Origin of the sequence: uncultured Algoriphagus sp., assembly GCF_963974835.1 — a bacterium.
Lineage (GTDB): Bacteria > Bacteroidota > Bacteroidia > Cytophagales > Cyclobacteriaceae > Algoriphagus.
In genome coordinates this window covers 121,412-145,579 of the sequence record NZ_CAXBET010000003.1, presented here as the reverse complement: position 1 = coordinate 145,579, position 24,168 = coordinate 121,412, and the positions used below count along the sequence as shown (strand labels likewise).

General features: G+C 40.5%; 17 protein-coding genes, 1 tRNA gene and 1 riboswitch. Of the genes, 7 read left to right on the top strand and 11 right to left on the bottom strand.

All coding sequences use genetic code 11. The features are described from left to right. Positions 1 to 33 precede the first annotated feature (33 nt). Positions 34 to 477 carry a 50S ribosomal protein L9 gene (gene rplI, locus AACZ73_RS08675; RefSeq protein WP_091695020.1) on the top strand — a complete coding sequence of 148 codons (444 nt, stop codon included), beginning with the start codon at positions 34 to 36 and terminating at the stop codon, positions 475 to 477. Between the two features lie 56 nt (positions 478 to 533). Here the strand turns inward: rplI and AACZ73_RS08670 are convergent, their stop codons facing one another. After that, positions 534 to 779, bottom strand: a complete 246-nt coding sequence (locus AACZ73_RS08670) for a hypothetical protein (RefSeq protein ID WP_339877162.1) — start codon at positions 777 to 779, stop codon at positions 534 to 536. 317 nt (positions 780 to 1,096) lie between these two features. Here AACZ73_RS08670 and AACZ73_RS08665 point away from each other — a divergent pair. Continuing rightward, positions 1,097 to 1,169, top strand: a tRNA-Gln gene (locus AACZ73_RS08665). A gap of 62 nt (positions 1,170 to 1,231) precedes the next feature. Here the strand turns inward: AACZ73_RS08665 and AACZ73_RS08660 are convergent. The 3 genes from AACZ73_RS08660 to AACZ73_RS08650 all read right to left on the bottom strand — a co-directional run bounded on the left by AACZ73_RS08660 (position 1,232) and on the right by AACZ73_RS08650 (position 6,051). Further along, the gene (locus AACZ73_RS08660; protein WP_339877161.1) at positions 1,232 to 2,389 is read right to left on the bottom strand and encodes an aminotransferase class V-fold PLP-dependent enzyme; all 1,158 of its coding nucleotides are present in this window, start codon (positions 2,387 to 2,389) and stop codon (positions 1,232 to 1,234) included. A gap of 72 nt (positions 2,390 to 2,461) precedes the next feature. Beyond that, positions 2,462 to 3,184: an EcsC family protein gene (locus AACZ73_RS08655; protein ID WP_339877160.1), complete on the bottom strand. Its 723-nt coding sequence runs from the start codon at positions 3,182 to 3,184 to the stop codon at positions 2,462 to 2,464. 149 nt (positions 3,185 to 3,333) lie between these two features. After that, positions 3,334 to 6,051 (bottom strand): M14 metallopeptidase family protein, encoded by a 2,718-nt coding sequence (locus AACZ73_RS08650; protein WP_339877159.1) that lies wholly within the window; start codon positions 6,049 to 6,051, stop codon positions 3,334 to 3,336. Between the two features lie 676 nt (positions 6,052 to 6,727). Here AACZ73_RS08650 and AACZ73_RS08645 point away from each other — a divergent pair. The 4 genes from AACZ73_RS08645 (at position 6,728) to AACZ73_RS08630 (ending at position 10,414) form a co-directional block, all read left to right on the top strand. Beyond that, positions 6,728 to 7,654 carry a ribose-phosphate pyrophosphokinase gene (locus AACZ73_RS08645; RefSeq protein ID WP_339877158.1) on the top strand — a complete coding sequence of 309 codons (927 nt, stop codon included), beginning with the start codon at positions 6,728 to 6,730 and terminating at the stop codon, positions 7,652 to 7,654. A gap of 103 nt (positions 7,655 to 7,757) precedes the next feature. Next, complete coding sequence (locus AACZ73_RS08640; protein WP_339877157.1) at positions 7,758 to 8,336, top strand: 50S ribosomal protein L25; 579 nt, start codon at positions 7,758 to 7,760, stop codon at positions 8,334 to 8,336. An 80-nt stretch (positions 8,337 to 8,416) separates the two neighbouring features. After that, positions 8,417 to 8,977 (top strand): aminoacyl-tRNA hydrolase, encoded by a 561-nt coding sequence (gene pth / locus AACZ73_RS08635; RefSeq protein ID WP_339877156.1) that lies wholly within the window; start codon positions 8,417 to 8,419, stop codon positions 8,975 to 8,977. 59 nt (positions 8,978 to 9,036) lie between these two features. After that, positions 9,037 to 9,139, top strand: a riboswitch (SAM riboswitch). 102 nt (positions 9,140 to 9,241) lie between these two features. Then, on the top strand, positions 9,242 to 10,414 hold the full coding sequence (locus tag AACZ73_RS08630; protein ID WP_339877155.1) for a PLP-dependent transferase: 1,173 nt from the start codon (positions 9,242 to 9,244) through the stop codon (positions 10,412 to 10,414). Positions 10,415 to 10,677: 263 nt separating this feature from the next. Here AACZ73_RS08630 and AACZ73_RS08625 read toward each other — a convergent pair whose 3' ends face one another. The 4 genes from AACZ73_RS08625 to AACZ73_RS08610 form a co-directional block, all read right to left on the bottom strand. Next, positions 10,678 to 11,139 (bottom strand): CBS domain-containing protein, encoded by a 462-nt coding sequence (locus AACZ73_RS08625; RefSeq protein ID WP_339877154.1) that lies wholly within the window; start codon positions 11,137 to 11,139, stop codon positions 10,678 to 10,680. A 118-nt stretch (positions 11,140 to 11,257) separates the two neighbouring features. After that, on the bottom strand, positions 11,258 to 12,802 hold the full coding sequence (locus AACZ73_RS08620; RefSeq protein ID WP_339877153.1) for a VCBS repeat-containing protein: 1,545 nt from the start codon (positions 12,800 to 12,802) through the stop codon (positions 11,258 to 11,260). Beyond that, positions 12,799 to 13,542 (bottom strand): copper homeostasis protein CutC, encoded by a 744-nt coding sequence (locus AACZ73_RS08615; RefSeq protein WP_339877152.1) that lies wholly within the window; start codon positions 13,540 to 13,542, stop codon positions 12,799 to 12,801. The genes AACZ73_RS08620 and AACZ73_RS08615 overlap by 4 nt, the downstream gene beginning before the upstream one ends. Beyond that, positions 13,539 to 14,528: a N(4)-(beta-N-acetylglucosaminyl)-L-asparaginase gene (locus AACZ73_RS08610; RefSeq protein ID WP_339877151.1), complete on the bottom strand. Its 990-nt coding sequence runs from the start codon at positions 14,526 to 14,528 to the stop codon at positions 13,539 to 13,541. Before AACZ73_RS08610 ends, AACZ73_RS08615 begins: the two co-directional genes overlap by 4 nt. Positions 14,529 to 14,613: 85 nt before the next feature. Here AACZ73_RS08610 and AACZ73_RS08605 point away from each other — a divergent pair, with 85 nt between their 5' ends. Then, complete coding sequence (locus tag AACZ73_RS08605) at positions 14,614 to 15,375, top strand: creatininase family protein (RefSeq protein ID WP_339877150.1); 762 nt, start codon at positions 14,614 to 14,616, stop codon at positions 15,373 to 15,375. On the opposite strand, the gene AACZ73_RS08600 is transcribed toward AACZ73_RS08605, so the two are convergent. The 3 genes from AACZ73_RS08600 to AACZ73_RS08590 all read right to left on the bottom strand — a co-directional run bounded on the left by AACZ73_RS08600 (position 15,376) and on the right by AACZ73_RS08590 (position 24,110). Continuing rightward, entirely contained in the window at positions 15,376 to 18,900 is a 3,525-nt protein-coding gene (locus AACZ73_RS08600; RefSeq protein ID WP_339877149.1) for a VCBS repeat-containing protein, read from the bottom strand. A 140-nt stretch (positions 18,901 to 19,040) separates the two neighbouring features. Then, complete coding sequence (locus tag AACZ73_RS08595) at positions 19,041 to 20,771, bottom strand: RagB/SusD family nutrient uptake outer membrane protein (protein WP_339877148.1); 1,731 nt, start codon at positions 20,769 to 20,771, stop codon at positions 19,041 to 19,043. Positions 20,772 to 20,822: 51 nt separating this feature from the next. Beyond that, entirely contained in the window at positions 20,823 to 24,110 is a 3,288-nt protein-coding gene (locus AACZ73_RS08590; protein ID WP_339877453.1) for a TonB-dependent receptor, read from the bottom strand. Between the last annotated feature and the right edge of the window lie 58 nt (positions 24,111 to 24,168).

The following is a 24,168-nucleotide window of genomic DNA, read 5'->3' as shown; positions in this document are numbered from 1 at the left end:
CTTGTATCGTCCAATCACAAAAGATCATTACAAATGGAAATCATACTAAAAACAGACATCAAAGGTCTTGGCTATAAGAATGACTTGGTAGCTGTAAAGCCAGGGTACGGAAGAAACTACCTGATTCCTCAGGGTTTCGCAGTACTTGCAACTGGTTCTAACAAGAAAATTCTTGCTGAGAATATCAAGCAAGCTGCTCACAAAGCAGAAAAGATTAAAACTGAAGCTCAGAACATCGCTGAAAAACTTGAAGCTCTTACTTTAGAGATCAAAGCGAAAATCGGTGAGTCAGGTAAAATCTTCGGTAAAGTAACAACTCTTCAGATTGCTGATGCATTAGCAGCTCAAGGTATCGACATCGACAGAAAGAAAATCTCTATCAATACACCGGTAGACGGTGCTGGAGAGTTTGCTGCAGAAGTTGACCTTCACAGAGAAGTGAAAACCAACGTTAAATTCAACGTATCAGGAGAGTAATCCTCCGCTACTTTGATAAAAATAAAAACCCCGAATTTTCGGGGTTTTTTTTATGCTTAATTCAGTGCTTTCTCCAGACTTTCTACCAGTTTCTTCGACACAGCCTTACTATTCTTTTCTCTGGCTTCTTTTAGCAGCTCAAGAGCTGCCTGTCCTTTTTCAATTACCCCCACTGGATTATTGTCATTTTGAAAACTTCCCCAGCACCAAGTAAGCTCTTCAGATAAAGTTTCTCCGGATTTTAATTTTGATAACTTCTGTACCACTTCAGGTATTAATTTCTCTAATTTGTCAACTTGCATAGTTAATAATGGTTTGGTAGGTTCTAATAAATTGAGACAAAAATGAATATATATTTCCAATAATACAATATAACCCACTCACTGTTAACAATATCACAATTTAATAATCCTTCCTAACTAATCTTCCCTGATTAATAAAAATTACTGGTCATGAAAAATATGAAGTCATTAACTTTAAATTGACCATTATTTTCAGCTGATTAAAAGGCAATTAGCCTAAAAACTCAAAAATGTTTAAATACAGACTTGGAAAAAAAGAAGCAAGACTCTACCTTTGTGACACTTTAATAGAGACCTAAAGGAATCTCATCCAAAACTGGTCTATGGTGTAACTGGCAACACGTCTGATTTTGGTTCAGAAGAGTCCAGGTTCGAGCCCTGGTAGACCAACAGAAAGTAAAAAGCCGCTGAAATTCAGCGGCTTTTTTTATGCTCCTTTATAAAATTGAAAGTTAGATTATCAGTCGGCTAGCTTCCAAAGCATCAATTAACTTCTCAATATCTTCTGCAGTATTAAACACATTGACAGACACTCGCAGATTTCCTCCACGATTGGATACAGAAATCTTATTTTCTTGCAGGTTATTTACCAATAGCTCAGAATCAAATTCCTTTGGAAGTTTTAAACCTATAAGATGATGGGAAGAAAATTGTTCCTCTTCGACTGTAACACCTCTGCTTAACAAATATTTATAGAGAGGAAGGGTAAGCACCTGACAGTAATTCCCGATTTCCTTTACAGTCCACTCATTAATCTGCTTCAAGGATTCATTAAGCATAGGCAAAAGAATAAAATTACTCATCTCTCCTACATTATATCTGCCCGAATCCTCAGTATACTCATGATCGTATTTTGTCAAATTCCCAAAATCCTGAGAATTAGTGCGATTTAGCCAAGATTCTTCGAGGGGTTTACCTCCATCAAAGGCATGTCCGAAATAGGAAATCCCCATTCCATATGGCCCAAAAAGCCATTTGTAACCGGCACAGATCAAGGCATCAATTTTAAAGCGTTTGACATCCATTTCTGCAGCTCCAGTGGATTGGGTGCCATCTACAATGAATATCGCTCCTTCGGTCTTACATTTTTGCCCTATACTCTCCAGATCGAATTTCAGGCCATTCATCCAATGGACAGATGACATCAGCACCACGGCTGTCTCAGATGTAATGCTATCCAGGATTTTTCTGTTCCAACTTTCTCCTGGTGTGGGGGCATCCTTATCTGGTCCTACTACCCTTAGTATTGCTTGATTTTTGTCGCACCAGGTTTTAATGGAAAAGTGACCACTGGGAAACTCATCCTCCAAAACGATTGCGTGCTGACCCGGCTCACATGTAATATTTCCTAACGCAGTAGCAAATCCGTAGGAAGTGGAAGGGATTAATGCTACCTGAAGCGGATCACAATTAATAAGTTCAGCAAATCGGCCTTTAACCTCTTTTGCTCCATTAAAGAAATCTTCAGGCTTAATACTAGCAGGATTTCTTTCCCTTATCAAAGCATCGACAGCAGCTTGCTCTGAGGCCTTCATAAGAGGTCCTTTGTACCCACAGTTGAGATAACGAATAGTCGGGTCAAGACTAAAAAGGTGTTTTTGAGAGTCCATAGTTTAAAATTTGGAATCTAGATTTAGTTAAAATTAGATTTGTTAAGTTAGGGAACTGGGTGTGAAAAGTGATTATGCCTTTTTTAAAATCCTAAGTCGGTAAGCATTCATGGCATTTTTCCCGAGCTGCTCTGTGAGCCGATAATTTGCAACGGCTCCAACTCCTGCTCCAACTATTGGAATTAGCTGTGCAAGCTTCGCCAAATCTATATAGTCCCTATAGTCAAGCTGAAAAGTTCTCCAGTCAAATTCATTTAAAGTTGGGGGTAAAGTATCCAAAAATTCACCCCAATTTTCCACAAGGCCAATCAGGTCGTTCCTCCTTGCCTGACTCGAAAAAGTCAACTGAAAAATGTATAAGAGATACAAGCGTTCATGGTAATCTTTGGTATCTAAACCATAAAGGGAAGCTATATCAAATAGCATTTTCATTTTGATGGTAAGAAAAGCAGGAAAATCTGCGAACCCAAGTAAAATCCCTCCTGCTCCTGTGATCGCTCCTTCTGCAGAAGCTGTATTTCTATACCACTTGATCCGGTTTCGGACTTTCAATTCCCTTACCTTAAATGGTAGTTCTTTCGAAGGATTTGGTACTATCCAGCCAGAACCGGTAAGCACCGCCTTCACCATATTTTCAATCGCTGTTGTCACTACGGTATGAAATTTCTCAGGAATCCACTCATTGATTTTGTTCTGCACTCCATGAGTCAGACGCCCACCGAGACTTGGACGCTTCTTCATTTGGAATAACCAGAGTCCTAACTCAGCTTCTGTGTATTGGAGATAATTATCCATTTAGTTTAATTTCGATCCGGTTTTATTAAGAAAATTTACTTTTTGATATTTTACTAACTACTCTAGCATAGTACGGATTTTTTAAACCCTCAGCTAAAAAACAAAAGCCATCTTTTACGATGGCTTTTGTTTATCTAATAGTAAAATTTTTATTGATATAGTCCATTAAACAACATCTTAAATGTTCCGTGGGATTGTGCTCTGAAAGTAATCTCTGGCCCAAAAGCGTAGAACTTGCCTTTGCCTATTTGCGCTTCGAAGGCTGTCACTCCATTTTTAAGGTAGGATTGACCCCAAGCCCAACCACTTTTTAATGGCTCTTCTTCTCCAAACCATGCGATCGGCTTCACCCCAATATTAGCAGCAGAAGGAGCTAATTTGAAGACTGGACTTCTATTGAACATGATGAAAGTCTTTTCACCCATTCCATAATTGATAGGTACAGAATTGTCCACATACATTTCCAGCACTGAGCCTGGAATGTAATATTTCTCACCACTCAGAGATTTTTCTTGACCATTTGCTCCTATTTCTACTAATGCATCTTCCACTGGAAGATCTAGGTGGAAAGCCAAATCAGTGGCAGAACCAACGGTAATTACTTCTCCACCCTGCTCCAAAAATTCTTTAATCTGCGGAACAGATTTGTCTGCAGAAAAACTTCCAAGCATGTGTCTGTATTGCTCATCTATTTCTTCAGGCTTCGGCATAGATCTGGAATATCCTCTAGCGCCTACTCCAGGAATACCAGGCCCTATAAATACTAACACATCGTAATTATCATTCAAATCTCCTGCATCGATCTCCTGCGGAAACACAAGCTGGTATTCAAAATGAAATTGCTCCATCATCCATCTAACCCAACCAGAAGGCATCGACCCCCCATAGTAATCGTACAAGCCAATACGTGCGGGTTGGATCTGCGTTGCTCCTTTTGGCATGGAAGCAGCAGGTACAGGATACACGCCATATTCCTTGGCAGCTACTTCCAATTCTTTTTTACCTCCGCTTACGTAGAATGAACCAACTGGTAATCCATCCACTGAAGTGCTGGTTCTATAAACTTTCACTTTAGCTTTAAGAAGATCATTGACAGCCATGAAGCTGTTATTGTTTCTAGCATCCAGAAGATATCCAGATCCGCTGGCGAGAGTTTTTGCTGGGGGAGATTGAATCTCACCATAAGGTATATGCTCAAATGGACCATCGAAGCCTTCATAGAAACGATCCACCTCTACTCCCATCTGATAAGCAAGTGTCCAGCCTGCAGCATCATATGGCCTGATAGGGGGACCTCCAGGATATAGGAAATCGTTTGGATGATCCTGTGGCTCGAACATATCAATTACATGCGCGCGGAATGCCTGCGAAGTTTTAACGATAAACGAGTTAGCCGGATATTCTTTACCATTCACAGTGAAATCAGCAGTGGCTTTTTCAACCAAAATACCTGATTTGATCAGCGCATTCATGAATTTCACCGCAGTTGGGAAATCCGGCTGATCAGCAGAAAGTATGTAGCCACGTGGATCCCTATTTGCTGGATCCAAATAGACTGAATCATAAAATTGCTCCGGTAAACCTGATCTGTAGCCATAAAAAGCAGCATCCTCATCGTCATCACTTTTCTTTTTTTGCGATTTGGCAAATGCTTCTTCCACGGCTTGCGCGTATTTTGGATACATGGTTACATTATCTTGGCTGCCTTTTTCAATGGCCTTTTTGCCCATCAACCAGATGTTGTAAAGCAATTCATCCCCATGTCTTACAGCATGGTTTAATATCGCATAGTTCAAGGAGACTGAATAATCAATTGATCTTCTGAAATGCCAATCCTGAGGAGTGATAGGATAAGGTGTTCCATTATTTGGAATCAGTCGCTCAGGAACCAAAGGAACTTTGGAAGGGGTGGGATTTCCTATGATCTCCGTCAAAATACCGATGATATTATGATAGTAAGGAGTCGTACGGAGACCTCCATTCCACCAGGTAGAAAAAACCGAGCCATCTAAACGAGTATATCCAGGTCGATCCTCCTGATGCATGCGGTTAATCATCGCTGCTCCCACTGCGTCCAGACTTGTGATGATTAATGGATCGAACACATGATTAAAAGGATCCCTGTATGGAGGACCTGCCACTACTGTACCAGCAGGTCCAGCCTGGTGATGATTGTAAATTATCTGAGGAATCCACTCTACGTATTGCTGAAGGGACATATTCGCCGCCTCACTCATATTGTTCATGTAGAAATCACGGTTGTTATCATGCCCTACATATTTTTGATAAAGAATGGGAATATTTTGATCACGCTCTTCCGGATTTTCCTTTCTCATATACCAGTCTGACATGATTTCCATTCCGTCCGGATTGGCATGAACGATCAGTACAATGACATCCTCCAAAATCTTCAAGGTCTCAGCATCATCTCTGGACGCTAATTGATAGAGTGTTTCGATCAATTGATGCGGGCCTACTACTTCATTAGCATGCAATCCTCCATCGATCCAAACGACAGGCTTGCCTTCTACCGAAAGTTTTTCAGCTTCCTCTTTAGTGATTTCAGCATGAGCCAAGGTCTGGGAAATTTCTTTATATCGATCAAGCTTATTATAATTAGCCGGGGAGGTCACGATCATCATTGGCTGCGATCTTCCGTACTCGGTCTTACCAATTTCGACCATGCGAACGCGGTCGCTGGCATCAGCTACTTTCTTAAAGTATGCTTCTGTTTGGGTAAAATTGGCAAGCTTATAATCATCGCCGATATCAAATCCAAAATGTGATTTTGGGGTAGGTACATTTTGTGCGAATATGCCAAAGGATAGGGCATAAAGCAGCAATAGAAAAGTAAATCTTAATCTCATATGCTTGTGGGTTGGTTTTATAAATATTCTGCGTAATACTTTTCTAAAATAGTATGAAAAAAAAGTCTATCACGGATCAAATCCCTCTTTTCCTAAAATATTACAGGAATGGAACTATTGCGGTGAATTTTAAACGCGTGATACTACTTTTCAACAAAAAATCTGATTTTTTGAGTCGATTTTCTTATTAAAGAATAAACGGTACCTGCCAAATTTCTAGGTTTAAACAACTTGGAATAAAATACCATTTAATAATAAACCATTAATTATGTATATCCGCATTTCTATCAGTTAAGAGGAAAAAGCAATTTAGGATATGTTAAACTTATGAGTTGAGGCCACTTCGGTCATTGGTCTTCCGGCCCGAAAAGGAAAAAATTTAATTTAACTGGCAACATTGCGTATAGTCAGATTATTACCTACACCAATTTCTATTCGGATAGGAACTAGACTAACTTTATTTTTTTTAAAATTTTATTTGCAAAGTCTCTATCGCCTGTAGTTAATTTGATCAGGATGATAACGGCACTTTTAACTGGAAATTAACTACCTGAAATCACTGCAAATCTCATAATATTCTTATGATTCAAATCTCGACATCCTAGCCTTCCATTCAAAAATCACTACTTTTGCTCTTAAACCCATTCCAAATCTTTCCCGTCAAAAACATCGAACCATGTCCGAGGTTAAAATATTTTCAGGCACCAATAGCCAATCACTTGCAGAAAAAGTCGCCAAAAATTATGGTAAAAAATTGGGAGAGCTCACTCTCTCCAAATTTAGCGATGGAGAATTATCGCCAAGTTTTGATGAATCCATCAGAGGCTGCACCGTATTTCTAGTCCAAAGCACTACTCCTCCAAGTGATAATTTACTAGAACTATGCTTGATGATAGACGCTGCCAGAAGAGCCAGCGCCTATAAAGTATGCGCAGTGATACCCTATTTTGGCTATGCAAGGCAAGACAGGAAAGATAGACCTAGGGTTTCTATTGCTGCGAAAGCTATTGCAAATATGATCACATCGGCAGGAGCGGACAGAATCATGACTTGTGATCTACATGCCGGACAAATTCAAGGTTTTTTCGATATACCTTTGGATCATTTAAATGGATCAGCTATTTTTGTGCCCTATTTGAATTCGCTAAGACTTCCGGATATGATTTTCGCGTCTCCGGATGTGGGGGGAGTAGCTAGAGCTAGGGCTTATGCCAAGCATTTTGAAGTAGAAATGGTGGTCTGTGACAAGCACAGAAAAAGAGCCAACGAGATTGCTTCCATGCAAGTTATCGGGGATGTTGAGGGTAAAGATGTGATTCTAGTGGATGATTTGGTAGATACAGCGGGAACGCTCTGCAAAGCTGCTCAGATTGTCATGGAAAAAGGAGCTAATTCAGTAAGAGCCATTGCAACGCACGGGGTACTTTCAGGCAAAGCTTACGAAAACATCGAAAACTCAGTTTTGGAAGAATTGGTGATTACAGACACCATTACTCCTAGGCAAAAATCATCCAAGATCAAAGTATTGACAGTCGCTGACCTATTTGCAAAGGCTATTCACGCCGTGACAGGAAATACTTCTATCAGTTCTTTGTTTATCTAAGAACCAATATTAAAAATACTGTGTAATCGAGCAAGGAGATGCATCTCAAGGAGGGATGACAATCCATAACGCGGAATTATATAGAAATTAAAAATCAATACATATGAAAAATTTAGAGATTATAGGGTTTAAAAGAGCAAATCTCGACGGTGCCAGTCTTTCTGAATTGAGAGAATCAGGTAATGTTCCCTGCGTGGTTTACGGACCTGGTATCAAAGAGCAGATTCACTTCTACTCTCCTATCATTCTGTTCAGAGACTTAATTTACACTCCTGAAGTGCACATGGTTTCTTTGAACATCGAAGGAACTATCATCAAAGCCGTATTGAAAGATGCGCAATATCACCCAGTTAGTGAAGCAATTCTACACGCTGATTTTGTTGCTTATGCTGAAGACAAGCCAATTAAGTTTGAGATCCCTGTAAAAGTTTCAGGTAGCTCACCAGGACTTGCAAAAGGTGGTAAGTTGGAGTTAAAAACAAGAGTATTGAAAGTAAAAGGTCTTGCAAAAGATTTTCCAGACGTTATCCCTGTAGATATCTCTAATCTTGATTTGGGTAAATCTTTCAAAGTTGAAGATTTAGATGTTGAAGGTTTCGAAATCCTTACAAGCCCTAACGTTTCTATTGTGACTATTGGTGTACCAAGAGCTCTTAGAGGCAAGAAAGCCGGAGAAGAATAATCTTCCAATTGAAATTGACATAAATCCTGCCTTTCACTGGGCAGGATTTTTTATTTTCGACCCTTTCTCGCAATTGTACAATGAAATATTTAATTATTGGCTTGGGTAATATTGGCCCGGAATACGAACTTACTAGGCACAATATCGGATTTTTGACAGTGGACAGACTTGCTGACGCAAAAGAATGTTCATGGAAAAGCGATAGGCTTGCCTTCAAAACAGAATTTAAACACAAAGGCAGAACAATCCACATGATCAAACCCACTACATACATGAATCTAAGTGGGAAGGCCATGAACTACTGGATGAAGGAACTTCAGATTGCCAAAGAGAACACGCTTGTGATCGTGGATGATGTAGCTATTCCTTTTGGAAAACTTCGTATGAAACCAAAAGGCAGCGCAGCTGGCCACAATGGGCTTAAGAATATTGAGGAATTGACAGGGGGCCAGAACTACTCAAGACTACGAATGGGAATAGGTGATGACTTCCCTAAAGGAAGGCAGATCGATTTTGTTTTGGGCAAATTCACTTCTGACGAATTCGCAGAATTACCTACCATCATGGACAAAGCTATAGAGATGACCCTGAGTTTTTGTGCTATCGGAGTTGATCGAACTATGAATCAATTTAACGATTGATCAAATAAGATTTGGAATTCAACAAATCAAGGTCTTTCTTTGCACCACTTCAGGCAACTGATTTATAAAGAAGAGGCGAGAGATTAGGCTCTATGACCCTCTGGCAACCATCCCGAAACGGAGAACGGTGCCAAATCCTACCCTACGCGGGAACTATAGATTGGCTTACTTTACAAATAATCCCTTTTAGTTCGTATTCCGCCTCTGGGTTTGATTTTCTCAAATCTGCTTGATTAGTAATGTAAATTCTAAACTGATCAATAAATGAGTAAGCACTTTGAAACGAACTCCATACGAATTTCACCATCCAAGTCCAGCCAACGCGAGCATTCAGCTCCGATTTATCTAACATCCAGTTTTACATTTGATTCGGCTGAGGAGGCAAGAGCCACTTTTGCAGATGAAATTGACGGGAACATCTATTCCCGATATGCCAATCCTAATTCCAGCGACTTAATCCAGAAAGTCTGCGCAGCGGAAGGCACTGAAGATGGATTCGCAACCGCATCTGGGATGGCAGCAATGTTTGGAAGCATAGCAGCGCTCCTTCAGCAAGGAGATCATGTGCTGGCTGCTCGTTCGCTTTTCGGATCTACGCATCAGTTATTAACCAGAGTATTTCCTAAATGGGGAATCACATCTACTTACGGCGATATTTCTGACTATCTGAATTGGGACAAACTTGTTCAGCCTAATACTAAAATGCTTTTCATCGAAACTCCTTCCAATCCTGGGCTGGAGATAATCGATCTGGAGTGGGCGGGAAAATTCGCTGCTGCTCACAATTTAATCTTAGTAGTGGACAATTGTTTTGCTTCACCATATTTACAGCAACCTGCAAAGTGGGGAGCTCATATCGTGACGCATAGTGCTACCAAATACATTGATGGACAAGGGCGGGTACTTGGCGGATTGATCTTGGGAAAGGCAGACCTGATGAAAGAAGTACAGTTTTTTGCTAGACATACTGGCCCCTCCATTTCGCCATTCAATGCCTGGATCCTTGCAAAAAGCATGGAAACACTGGGATTGAGAATGGACAGACACTGCAGTAATGCATTGAAAGTTGCCGAGTATTTCGAAGGCAATTCAGAACTGCTAGCTGTAAAATATCCATTTTTAAAATCCCATCCTCAATACGAAATTGCAAGAAAACAAATGAGTCAAGGTGGTGGTGTAATTACTTTGGACCTAAAAGGTGGCGTCCAGCGTGCTCAGCGTTTTATTGATCAGCTTCAAATGGTGTCCATCACTGCAAATCTAGGGGACAGCCGGAGCATAGTGACTCACCCGGCTTCGACTACCCACAGCAAACTTTCTGTTGAAGAAAGAGCTCAAGTTGGAATCTCTGATGGATTAGTGAGATTATCGGTAGGCCTGGAGCATTACGAAGACATTATTCAGGATGTGGAAAGAGCTATTGATTCCTCAAAGTAATCTGATATGATTTCAGTATTTGTGAAAATCAATATGATATTTAGATTTTAAGATTATTCACAGTGATGTTAGTAGCCTTGGATTCTTTACTTATTTGGTGGGAAGACCGAAGTTGCCTCAATTATAAAATTAAACATATCCAAGACTGCTTTTGACCTTATTGGTTGAATAGCGGAGGTAAGCATAGGTTTTAAACAACACAAAAAAGCCCGCTGATGTACTAAAATACCAGTGGGCTTTTACATTTTAAACCAACTTACCAATTACCAAGTCGTATGTTTCATCGTCGGAAAAGCCCTAATTATATCTGAAAGACTAATCTGCCCTAACAGCCTACCATCCTTCATCACTGGAAATCTTCGGATTTTATGCTCTAAAAACTCGGAGGCAGCATCAAAAATCGATAAATCAGGAGAAAGTGTCATTACATCCACAGACATGTGCTCACTTACCTTTCCTGGAAATTTCGGGGTATTTGTATACTTTCCTTTAATAATTTCTTTTAGGCAATCCACCTCAGAAATAATCCCTACCAATGCTCCCGAAGAATCAATTACTGGAGCTCCAGAAATCCTTTTCTTAGTAAGCACTTCCATCACTTGATCAATGGTGTCATCTGGGTGGAAGGTGATCAAATTAGTACTCATGTACTCTTTGACTAGAATTTGAGGAATCGGGGCCTTCTTAGGCTCTGCCACTCTAACCCCTTGATAACTTTTTACCATAAAATAAAATTAAGGATGAAAGAATAAATTACCGATAATGAATCACAAATAAAAATAATAGTTTAAAAAATATGATTAATCAATACTTAATTTCCACATATTGTAACTATTCAAAATTTTAGTTCATTTGGTTCTGGAAATATAAAAAAGGCTTCCAGACATTTTTTGCTCCCTTATAAAGATCGTCAAATTCAAATGCTCCCACTACTACATCAATATCCCCATCTAAATCTGCATCTCCAGAAGTCATGGTAAGCCAATTCCCCTCTATCTTTTGACTCATCACGAAGGGATCAAACTCGCCTTTATCGTTCTGCCTGAAATACACCAAATTCTGTTTGGGGTCCTGAAATTCTTCAGGAAAGAATGCTAAAATGAAGAAATCCAGATCTCCATCTCCATCAAAATCCGCTATTTCGATTCCACTTGAACCATACATAGGGTAAAACCAAGATTCTTCAAACTCATTTTCACTATCGTTTAAAAAAACATGGACTCCGTGAAAATATTTAGGCTCCTGAGACAAATCAGCATTATCACCATTTACAACTATGATATCTTGATGACCGTCCTGGTTCACATCTTCAAATCTAAAATCGCTGGATCCAAATGCTGGTTGAAAGCGTAACAATGCTCTTTCCTTAAATACCCCACTCCCTTCATTTAACCAAACATATACACCTTCTTTGGCTTGCGCCATCAGACCAATCACATCTAGGTCGCCATCTTTATCAAAATCCACAGCCATTGTTCTCCGAGCCCCAGGATTGGCATTTAAAATCACTTCTTTTGGGTCTGGATTGCCTGAAAGATAGATACTCAATTTCCCGAAGTGATTACCAAAGTGCGAAACTACCCTATCGGATTCACCGTCAGAATTCCAGTCTGCCAGAGTCAAATTTACCGGACGAATTAGCTTTGCCAACAACTCCTCACTCTTCCATTCAGCTCCATCTTTCCTAAAATTGATGACTTTCCCTAAGGTGTCGTTGGAAGGATCCATTCGTCCCATTGTCAGCAAATCAAAGGAATTATCTGAATTCCAATTGATATCCACTGGCGCAACTTCAGTGGGGATAGAATCTTTGATTCTAAATCCGTTTTGAGAGTCCAATATATAGATCATCTCCAGACGATCACCTAGCCACAAATCTCCGGTCGATGGATGGATTCTGAGCATAGTGGATAGATTACCTTTTATTCTTTGAAAATCTGGTCTAGACACATCAAAACCTGGAATACCTTCACCCGGCATTGCCTTTTCAGCCTGCGGCAAAGGCGAATCTGGAGATTCCTCTATGTAATAGGATAAGATTTTCTCCCAGTCCTTTGCTCTTATAAACTGTTGCTTAGAATATATGCCTGCTGGCACTCCACTGTCTTCCGGTAGTGGTTGACCAAAATCCTCCGGCAATATTAACCCCATACGCTTTCGCATATCTGGCAACACCTTTTCCTTCCAGGTATTTTTGTCCAAGATTTCCGGCTCCGGTTTCAGATGGCAAGTTGCACAGTAGGCATTTGCCAATTGCTCTCCATTCAGATTCAGATCTGTGGCGGCAAGTTGCTCCAAGGAAGGCGGCGGCTGCTTCCGCTCCGAAATCGGGCTACATGAAAATGCCAATGATGCAAAAAACAAGACAATCCAGCTTCTAAACCTCATTCTCCTATTGCCCTCAAAAACCGCCCCACAACTTCCTGATCAATCCTTAGATGATGTGTAAAGGATTTTGGATCATCCGAAAATGACAAATCCGGATTAATAAATTGATTAGTAGAGGGCTTGAAGGTTTTGCATGAAGCATGAATCTCTTTCAGAAAACCTGTTTTTCTCAACTCATTTACATGCTCTGGCTTGCTGCCTCCCCCAGGCATTATGCTGATTCTATCCTGGGCTTTAATAAGCAATTCTTTCAAGGTCTCTAGTCCCTCGGTGACAGAATTCTTTCCACCAGAAGTTAAAATCCGATCAAAACCGCAGGAAATTATTTTCTCCAACGAGTCGAAATAATCTGCTGAAGCATCAAAAGCCCTATGGAAAGTACATGGTTTTCCGGAAGCAGTTCGCAACAATGATTTGCAAGAATCAATGTCGACAAATCCATACTTATCCAACGCCCCAAAAACAAAACCATCCGCGCCTTGCTCACCCAACAATTCTATATCCCTCTTCATCACCATCAATTCCTTTTGGGAGTAGGCGAAATCACCACCTCGTGGCCGGATCATAACAAAAACCGGAATATCAATCTCAGTCTTTAAAAACTTAAGCATCCCTGCGCTGGGTGTTTCTCCTCCTTCAGGAAAATTGGCGCATAGCTCCAGTCGGTTTACTCCAAAATTTGCTGCATCCATAGCAGCTTCCACATTAAAAACCGGAGATTCTAAGATTATCTTACTCATCCTTTTTTGAAATGTGAGCCTGAATCAATCATTAAGTTTTTTTGCAAAGTGGCCTGCGCAAAGTTGAATCCAGGGTGAACTGCAAAAGCCCCTACTTCTCCATCTTTATTCATGGCAAGGAAACCAGCTTGTATATCTTTTATATCCTTGCTGTTTTTGGCGATCAATCGCTTCACAGCTTCTTCACAAGCTTCCTGAGGAGTCCTGCCTTGGCGCATTAATTCCACAATCAAAAAGCTTCCACAAATCCGAATGATAGACTCCCCAAGCCCGGTCGCTGTAGCCGCCCCGACTTCATTATCAACAAACAATCCGGCACCGATGATAGGACTATCTCCTACTCGACCGTGCATTTTATAAGAAAGACCACTAGTAGTACAGCTCCCCGCTAGGTTACCCTTAGCATCCATTCCGATCATCCCGATGGTATCGTGATTTTCAATATTAATTACAGGCTTGTACTTACTCGTAACTTTCCATTTTTCGTATTCTTCCTTAGCTTTCGGACTTAGTTCTTCTTTCTCGATTGGAAAACCCTCAGCAATTGCTAATTGTCTGGCACCTTCACCTACTATCATTACATGGGGTGTTTTCTCCATCACTACTCTTGCCAGTGAAATGGGATGCTTCACTTGCCTTACAAACGCCACTGCTCCACACGAACCGTCTCCAGACATTATCGAAGCATCAAGTGTGGTAATTCCCTCCCGATCTGGTAAGCCTTGTAAACCTACTGACAGATTACTCAAATCAAGCTCCGTATCTTTTACACCAGTTTCCACTGCATCTATTATACTTCCACCTGATTTCAACTTTTCTACAGCCGCGGCGTTTGCAGGTAAACCGTGATTCCAGGTAGAAAGGATTAGTGGTTTTTCACCTTCAAGAAGTGTTGGTATTTTAGCCTCAGCAATAGTAGAAACTCCAGGTATAAATAATGCAGATCCCATTAAGGATTGCTTGATAAATTTTCTTCTTTGTGACATTAGACTTAATTTAGAATCAGGCCTCAAATTATCAAAATTGAAGGTAAATAGGCTAACTATCCTTCATTTCCTTTAAAATCAATTTATGACCCCATACATCCTTGCCGAATCCAACTGGAAGACTCTTAAAAATCATCGTTTTGAACTAGCTGTATTACCCTGGGGAGCAACAGAAGCTCATAATTACCATATGCCATATGGCACTGATGTGTACGAGGCGGATGCTGTAGCAAGAGAATCCGGCAGAAAGGCTTGGGAAAAAGGAGCTAACGTCACGATCATGCCAACCATTCCTTTTGGTGTAAACACTGGTCAGTCGGATATTTATCTTGACATCAACCTGAATCCAAGTACCCAGCTGATGATCCTTCAGGATATTATAACGGTTCTTGATCGACAAGGAACTAAGAAGCTCTTAATTGTAAATAGCCATGGTGGTAATGACTTCAAAACCATGCTTCGAGAACTTGGGCTGAAATTTCCAGAAATGATGCTGTTCACTTGCAACTGGTTTCAGGCTTTGGATAAGGCAAAATACTTCGATGAGTCAGGAGACCATGCAGATGAGATGGAGACTTCCATCATAATGCATCTAAATCCAGAATTGGTTTTGCCACTGGAGGAAGCCGGGGATGGATCTGAGAAAAAATCTGTAATAAAAGGAGTTCAGGAGAAATGGGCATGGGCCGAGCGGAAATGGTCTGAAGTATCAGAAGACACTGGAATAGGTAACCCAAAAAAATCCTCCCCTGAAAAAGGGAGGAAATATTTTGAAGATGTTACCGATAAAGTAGCTGAACTGATGGTGGATATCTGCAAAGCAAAGTCAGGGGAAATGTATAAGTAATTACTCCAAGGAACTCATATCAACGTCTTTGAGATTCCCCTTGTAGTCCTGCAATTGAATTCCTTTTAGTCCTATTGGAAGAACTATTTGTCTTCCTGATTGTGACAAAAACCCAGATCCTAGGCTGGTTTCAATTCGCTGTTTTTGACCATTTTCCAATTCTAAAATAACAGCCATCACTTCCTGTCCTGGAGCAATTGTACGGCTACCCTGTGAAGTACTATTCTGGAATGCTAGCAACTTTCCTCTATTTTGAGAAGCTACCAATAGAGGCTCACCTTTTGAAGATGCGATTTTCACCAAAGCTTTTCCATCACCCGGAACCATAAATCCACTTTCCTGTGGACTCATCGGTGTAAATTCACCTTTGCCATCCCCTAGTAAAACCAACCCTAAATGGGCATCAAGTCGGCCCACAAAGATTTCGTTGCCATAATCATTTCCTATCATCACAACATCCGGAAACCCATCACCATTTACATCCTCAGTTATTAATCCATTTACTGGGGCGATTTGTGCTAAAGTAGGAAGTCTGCTTACCTGAAATTTGCCGCTTCCCAGATTCTCAATGTAAGCTGTCTTGTCATAATTGCCAGTAAGGATAAGCGCATCTTGTTTTTCCTGATCAGTAAAAAGAGACTGTTCTGTGCTCAAAGCGTATAGCTTATAGCGCTCAAACTTCCTTCGGAACATTGGACTTTGCCCATATAAATCTCCCCAGAAATGACTCGGGAAAGAATTGTAGTTGCCTTCGCGGTCCTTGTAGTAAGCAAAAGTAATGGGATCTACGCTTCCATTATTATCAAAATCCTTGGCGTAAATTTTAACCGGCCTTTCTGCTGTAGGGTGATGGGAATTATTCTCACCAAGATTACCTACTACAAAATCAGTATCGCCATCTTGATCAAAATCTCCTGCTGTGATAGAATTCCACCAGCCTAAGTAATTCTCCAGCCCTGTTCCTTCAAGTTTGGTAAGCTTGTCTCCTGAGTTTTTGAAAATAGTAATCTCCATCAACTCCCCTACTACGACAAGATCTACCAGACCATCAGCATCCACGTCCGACCAGATGGCGTCCGTCACCATCCCCACTTTGCGAAGCCCGGGAGCTACTTCATCAGTTACATCCTGAAATTGGCCATTGATGTTTTTTAGAAGAAAGCTTCTTTCCGGTAAAGGATATTGGGTCACCGGAGTCCTGCCACCTACAAACAAATCCATGAATCCATCTCCATTAAAATCAGCTCCACGAACAGCAGATCCGCTGGCCTTTACGGAAGAAAAATTCTTATCTAAGCTAAAGTTTCCTTTTCCATCATTCAAAAACAGTCTGTCATTGTACTCAGTCGCATCGCCCAAAAACTCATTACTTCCCCCAACCAAATACATATCCAAGTCAGAATCATTATCCACATCAACTAGCAAAATCCCCATTTCTTCAAAGAAATTGCCATCTTCAGAAATCAATTCCTTGGCAGCAAACATTCCATCCACATCCTGAAGAAACAGTTGCGGAGCAAAGCCAGATGCCGATCCAATAACCAAATCTTCCAAGCCATCTCCATTCACATCTCCAGCGGCTAGACTTGGTCCATATTGACTCAACTTGTGTGGAATTACCCGCTGAATATTGAAATCAACTTTATCTTCTTCTTCGTGGGTGTATTCCAAACCTTTTTCCGAGGAAACTTCTGCAAACAGTGCATTAGACGGGGCTGAATCTATAATGGCTAACTGATTCTTACCTTGCTTTGCATCCAAATATTTAATTTCAATTACTTGATTTGGCTTGATATTCTCCTGCGTTATTTCTTTGCCGTCCGGCCAAATCACCTTGATAGATGAGATTTCAGACACATTCCCAATTCCGAAATGCATCACTTCTTCGATGGATGACATATATCCCCTTACTACTTGCTGCTCTTGGTAAAGCTGATTTCCCCCTGGCATTGTAAGCAGAACTTTTGTGCCTAACCCCTGGGGATTAAGTTTTGGGCCATTCAGTTTTATCCTTAAAAAGTTATTCTTTCCATCTAAATTTTTCAGGGTATTTTCAAACACAAATGCCGGATCATTAATGTTATTTACCACATAATCCAAGTCACCATCTCCGTCCAAATCCACAAAGGCCGCGCCGTTTGAAAAGGAAGGCTTGTTCAATCCCCAAGCTTTTCCCTCATCGGCAAAAGTTAAATCACCATTATTCTTAAATGCATAATTAGGAATTTTTACGATTGGTATAGAATCGAGCAATTGGCGTTTTGATGCTATATTTCCTACATCCGCTCTATAGTTAGCAAAATCCTTGTCGGTAATATCTCTAGGAAAACCATTGGTCACCAACAAATCCCTGTAACCATCATTGTCGACGTCACCAAATAAGGGAGCCCAGCTCCAATCCGTCTGGTACATGCCTGCCAACATCCCTATTTCGCTAAATGGAATTCCTTCGCCATTATTCATATGCAACATATTTCGAACATATTGGTATTCGTAGTCCCACTGTTCGTTGCTTATGTATACTTGATAGGAATTATTTCCAATGGTCGTTTTCTTCCGGTAATTATCCTCGCCAAGCATATCAAGGGTGATAATATCCGGCTTCGCATCGTTATTAAAATCGGAAATATCAGCTCCCATAGAGAACTGACTCTGATGTCTTAGGAAATCTTTGGATTGATTGGAAAAAGTACCATCCTGATTATTGATGTACAAAATATCATTGGTCACATAATCATTGCTTACATGTATGTCAGGCCAACCATCATTATTCAAATCAGAAACCAAAACACCCAAACCATATCCTTCAATGGTAATTCCTGCTTCTAGGGTGACATTTGTGAAGGTACCATCGCCATTATTTCTATAAAAAGAGTCATTATTGATTGCTGACCCATCTGTGATTTTCAGTCGGTAATTACTTGGTACGCTTCGACTTTGTTGGTTATTTAGGACATAGAGATCCAGATCTCCATCTAAATCATAATCAATAAATGCAGCCCACATTGCATTTCCTGCATCAGCTATACCATAATCAGAAGCCATTTCTTTAAAAGAAATAGATCCCGATTCATCTTTCCCTTGATTGACGAAGAGTAAATTATTTCTTTCGCCCGGACCTAGCTTCATAGCTGATGCTATATAGATATCCATCCAGCCGTCTCCGTTTATATCTACTACCACAGCACCCGTACACCATTGGTCATCGGCCCCAACTCCCGCAGCCTCTGTAACATCTTCAAATTTAAATTTGCCCGAATTAAGGTATAGTTTATTCGCAACCTGATTTCCTGTAAAAAATAAATCTGGAAGTCCATTATTATCGAAATCCGCAACAGCTATCCCTCCACCGTTAAAGATATATTCGTCTGTAAGTATATTGAATGAATCCGTTTCTACTATTTCATTGTTAAACTCAATACCTGTTTTGCTTGCGGGAATAAGCTCAAATAACGTTGAATCTTTTTTGCAAGAGGAAAATGCCAAAAGGAGTAAAACCAAAAGGCCAGAATAAGAGAACTTCATGAGTAAATAGGTTGGTACTTGGGTTGTGCTGAAATTAGCATTTTTAGGCCATACCAGAAATATTTCAAGTGCTTTTTAGCCTTTGATGCCAAAAAAAAGGGGAAGCTAATGCCTCCCCTTTAAAGTATTCAATTAATAATTTAGAAACCTGGATTCTGAATCAATTTATCAGGTCCAACGAGATCTATTTGGTTTTGAGGAATAGGCAAAATAGAATGTTTGTCAGTATAAGTTGCTCCACCTAAAGCGTTCAATAAGCGAGCTCCGTCAAATGATAAGTAAGCATTCAACTCTTCAGATGCAGTACCCCATCTTACCAAGTCATAGAATCTATGACCTTCCATTCCTAATTCAAGTTTTCTTTCGAAACGAACTGCTCTTCTAGCTGCAGCAGCATCTGACCATGGGGCAGTATAAAGACCAACCTTATAGTTAGCTGCCATTCCAGAGCCATCAAGCTTCATAACATTGGAATTCATTGCTCTATTTCTAATCATGTTCACATACTCTCTAGCTTTTTCAAGGCCACCAGTTTCTATCTCAGCTTCGGCTGCCATTAATATCACGTCAGCAAAACGGATAATGTTAACATTGATACCTGTGTAACCTGGAGTCCATGAACTGTTATCCTGATATGTTCCAACTTCTGTCCTAGAGTAAACGAATTTCTTTACAGAATATGGACCAGAGAAAGACTGTTGCCTAATCCAGGATTGTCCTGGATGCACTTGCCAATCGATATAAGGAATACCTCTTCTACCTGCAGTATGATCTACACGTGGATCAATTGGGCCTTGATCGATGGTAAATGCTTCATCAGTAGCTATACCCATATCGTTCTTTACAAGATTGGCTGGTGTATTGTATGATCCATCGAGTAAAGGAAGACCATTTGAATCCGTACGGAAAGAGTTTACAAAAGTAAAACTAGGTGCAAAGAAACCACAGCATACGCCTGGAGCTGCTGAGTTATATGGATTATTTAAATCAAATTCAGGGTTCGCATTGTTTACAGAACCTGTATTTGCTGCCGCTTGGTAAGCCCAAACGGATTCTTTTCCATTGTCAAATTCACCTCTGAAAAGATTACCATAATCAGCCATCAATCCATACTTTTCACCTCCGCTTGTCACACCATTTGCGATTACATCATCAAAAACTGTTTTTGCCTGAGCAAATTTATCTTGATATAAGTAAACCTTGCCTAAATAAGCTTTAGCAGCCCAAGAATTCACTCTACCAACTTGAGATTGAGTCGCCGCAAGATTGTCTGCCGCAAATTGGAAATCAGCTTCAATCATTGGCCAGATATCCACATTATTGACTACATCTTCCAGTCCAGTTCCGTAATCAATATTCTCATCTATATAAGGTACGTTGTCGAAATTTCTCTTTAACTGGAAGTAGTAATGACCTCTTAAGAATCTTGCCTGAGCAGATATACGCTGAACATCGGCATCTGATACATCATCGGACTTATTCAATAGCAGTCTTAATACGTTATTTGCACGAGCAACTCCTTCATATAGACCTTGCCAATTTTCAAATAAGTTTCCATTGGTTGCATCGGTTTCAAAACGCTGAATTGGGTTAATCGTATTGAAATCCCCAGGGTCAGTTCCTTTATTTGCATCTCCACCTCTGATACTTCCCCAAACCCAGTTGGAAGGAGATGCCATTCTGAAGTTTCTACCATTTACTTGAGAATACGCAGCAATCAAGGAGGCGTCCAATCCAGCTAGGGAGGTTAGCTGTGCCTCAGACAATAAGCCTGTTGGCGCAATTTCCAGAAAATCATCGCTACAACTCACTGCAACCATCAATGCTGTGGATGCTAATAGAGCGCCGACTTTTAATTTTATATTTTTCATGTTTTTAATCAATTATAGTTTCTATAACTCGATTCTAGTTGAGGCTTAAGCTTAGAAGCTTAGGTTCACACCGAATGTATAACCACGAGTAACTGGATAGTTACCTACATCGATACCAAACGTCAAATCAGCATCTCCACCTACTGCAGGATCAAGTCCTTCATATCCTGTGATTGTAAACAGGTTGTTTGCGGAAGCAAAAACTCTTAGTCTTTCAAGTCTCCATCTTTCCAATAATGGAGCTGGTAAAGTGTAACCAAGAGTAACGTTCTGAAGCCTTAAATAAGAACCATCTTCTACGTAGAATGAATTACCCACACTTGAGGTGGAGAAATTCGCTGCTTTTTCTACAATCGGAATGGTAGCATCCAGATTTTGAGGAGTCCAAGCATCTTTTAAACGCTCGGAAGTAGCTGCACCTTCGAAAGTAGAATAGAAATCAGTAAACCACTTGGACTGATTCCAAATTTCATTTCCTAATGATGTATACACGTATGCAGATAAGTCAAAACCTTTGTAACCCAAGGTGAAGTTCATACCACCTGTGAATTTTGGAATTGGAGATCCAAGGATTTTTCTATCATCTGGATCAATTTTGCCATCAGGCAGACCTGTCAAATTGCCATTCGCATCTCTACCGTTGATATCTCTATACTTGAATCGACCAATACCAGCACCATCTTGAGTAGCATGGGATGAAACATCTTCTGCAGAGCTGAACAATCCTTCTACCTCATATCCGAAGAATGAAGAAAGTGACTCACCAACCATGTTTCTAATAGGCTCAATGCCTCTAAATGCTGGATTAGCAGAAGTAATCACGGTTAAACCAGGTGCCAAAGAAACAATCTCGTTCTTTAAGAGTGAACCATTAACAGATACATCATAAGTGAAATCACTGGAAAGATTTCCTTTGAAAGCCACCAATAGATCAGCTCCTTGGTTTAGCATTTCACCAATGTTCACTGCCGGTGCAGATGCATTATAGCCAGCAGTAGCAGGAATCGGAACCTGGAATAGCAAATCCTTAGTCTCTTTTTTCCATAAATCAAATATCACATCCATACGGCCATTGAAGAAAGTACCGTCAAACCCGATATTTTGAGTAACTGCAGTTTCCCATTGAGCATTCGGGTTGCCAATTCTAGTTCTTCTAAACCCGATAAGTGCGGAAGAGTTAGATCCGGAAATATCATAGGAGGATGCCCCGATATCACCACCAAATAGAGAATACTGGTTGTTAGGGTCTACGTTATTGGAGTTACCCATTTGTCCCCAACCACCACGGATTTTCAATTCATCTATCCATGTAGAGCTTGCCATGAAACCTTCAGACGAGATTCTCCAAGCTGCGGAAAATGCAGGGAATACACCATATCTGGAATTTTCACCAAATCTGGAGGATCCGTCACGTCTAACAACAGCACTGAATAAATACTTATCATTATATGTATAATTCAAACGGCCGAAAATAGAGTAGAAGTTAACTCCTCTGTAAAGCCCTGAATTCACTTGTCTTGAAGAAACCGGAAGATTGGAGATTGTAATAAAGTCCGGATCTTGTGAGAATGGGTTTTGACCAGAAGCAGACATATCACGTCCTGAACCTGTATTTAAAGCCTCCATACCTGCTAAGAAATCAAATGAGTGTTTTTCAAATGTTTTCTTGTAAGCTAATGTATTAGTAAATGTCCAAGCAAAATTATAACCTGACCCTTCACCATATCCGAAAGCGGAGTTGTTCTCCAAGTTTTCGTATTGACGTCTTGAGTAGTTATAATAATAATAATTGTTATACTGACCACCGATAGATGATCTAAATGTCAAATCGTCAATGATATCAGCTTCAGCGTATACGTTGCCGAAGATATTAGCATTAAAACTTCTGTTGTCTTTTAGAGCATCTCTTTCTGCAACAGGGTTTCTTGGGTTGTTAAAACCTGTAGCGGCAGTACCCGCATAACCTCCAAACTCATCATAAATAGGAATGATGGTAGACATTCGGAAAGCACCTAGAATAGAGTTTTCTTCCCTAGAAACCCCTTGTCCACCGTTACCACCGTTTATACCTAAAGATCTTCTATAAGTTGCTTGGAAGTTTTCGCCAACTCTGATTCGCTTAGTCACATCAAATTCAGAGTTTGCTCTCAAGGACATTCTGCGAAGTGAGTTGTTTAATAGAATACCTGCTTGATCCTGAATACCTAATCCTATAAAGAATCTGCTAAATTCAGAACCACCATTAATTCCTAAGGAATGACGGTTTAATGGAGCATTTCTTGTGATTGCATCGTACCAATCCGTTCCTTCTCCAGTAGCCGCTCTAACAATTTGATAGATATCTCCTTTACCATAGTCAACATTATACTTAGCTGCTTCTTCCGCTAATCTGTCTGGAGAGAAAGGACCTGCAAGTCCTCCTTGAGCACCTACTCGAATATAATAAGGTAATACTGGGGAAGTTCCGGTGCCAAACTGCGGGTGTGTATAGTTCGGCTCTCTTCCTTCAGCAGCAGCGGCATTTGTCTCAGCCAACCAAGTGTATTCCGCTTGATCCTGAGGATTCATCATATCGATGCCTGTACCAGGAGTAGTCACACCGTACATACCGTTGTAATCAACTCTCAATTTTTGATTCCCTCTTCTACCTCTTTTAGTAGTGTAGATGATCACACCACTTGCTGCTCTAGCTCCATAAATAGAAGCAGCGGCAGCATCTTTCAATACCGTAGTTGATTCGATGTCATCAGGGTTAAGGAAATCAGTGGAGCCTACAGGAACACCGTCTACAACGTATAAAGGTTGGTTACCACCAAAGGCACCAAAACCACGAACACGTATAATTGAAGTGGTACCTGGCTGACCGTTGGTAATCACAGTAACACCAGAAACACGGCCTTGTAGGGCCTGCTCTACGTTACCAGTAGGAATTACTGCTAAGTCTTTGGCATCCACAGTTGCAATTGCACCTGTTGTCTCTCTACGACTGTCAATGGTATAACCAGTTACAACCATTTCGGTAAGAGTTCTTTCATCAGGTGCCATTTTGACATCCACTATACTTCTGTTGCCAACTGGCTGCTCGATAGATGCATATCCAATAAAGGAAAAAACTAAAACAGCCTGATCATTTGGCACATTAAGGGAGAATTTTCCGTCAATGTCTGTGGCTGTACCTGTAGTCGTGCCTTTCACTAAGACAGAGACACCAGGAAGTCCCACGTCGTACTCATCCAGTACTGTACCGGTTACGGTTTTTTGCGCAAAGGCAGCCGCACCAGTTAGAACTAAGAGCACAAAAAGTGCACTTAGATTTTTGTAAATATTTTTCATAAACATAGATAGATTGGGTAACAAGATTAATTTCAAAAACTTGTCTTTTTTATTATGTTATCGC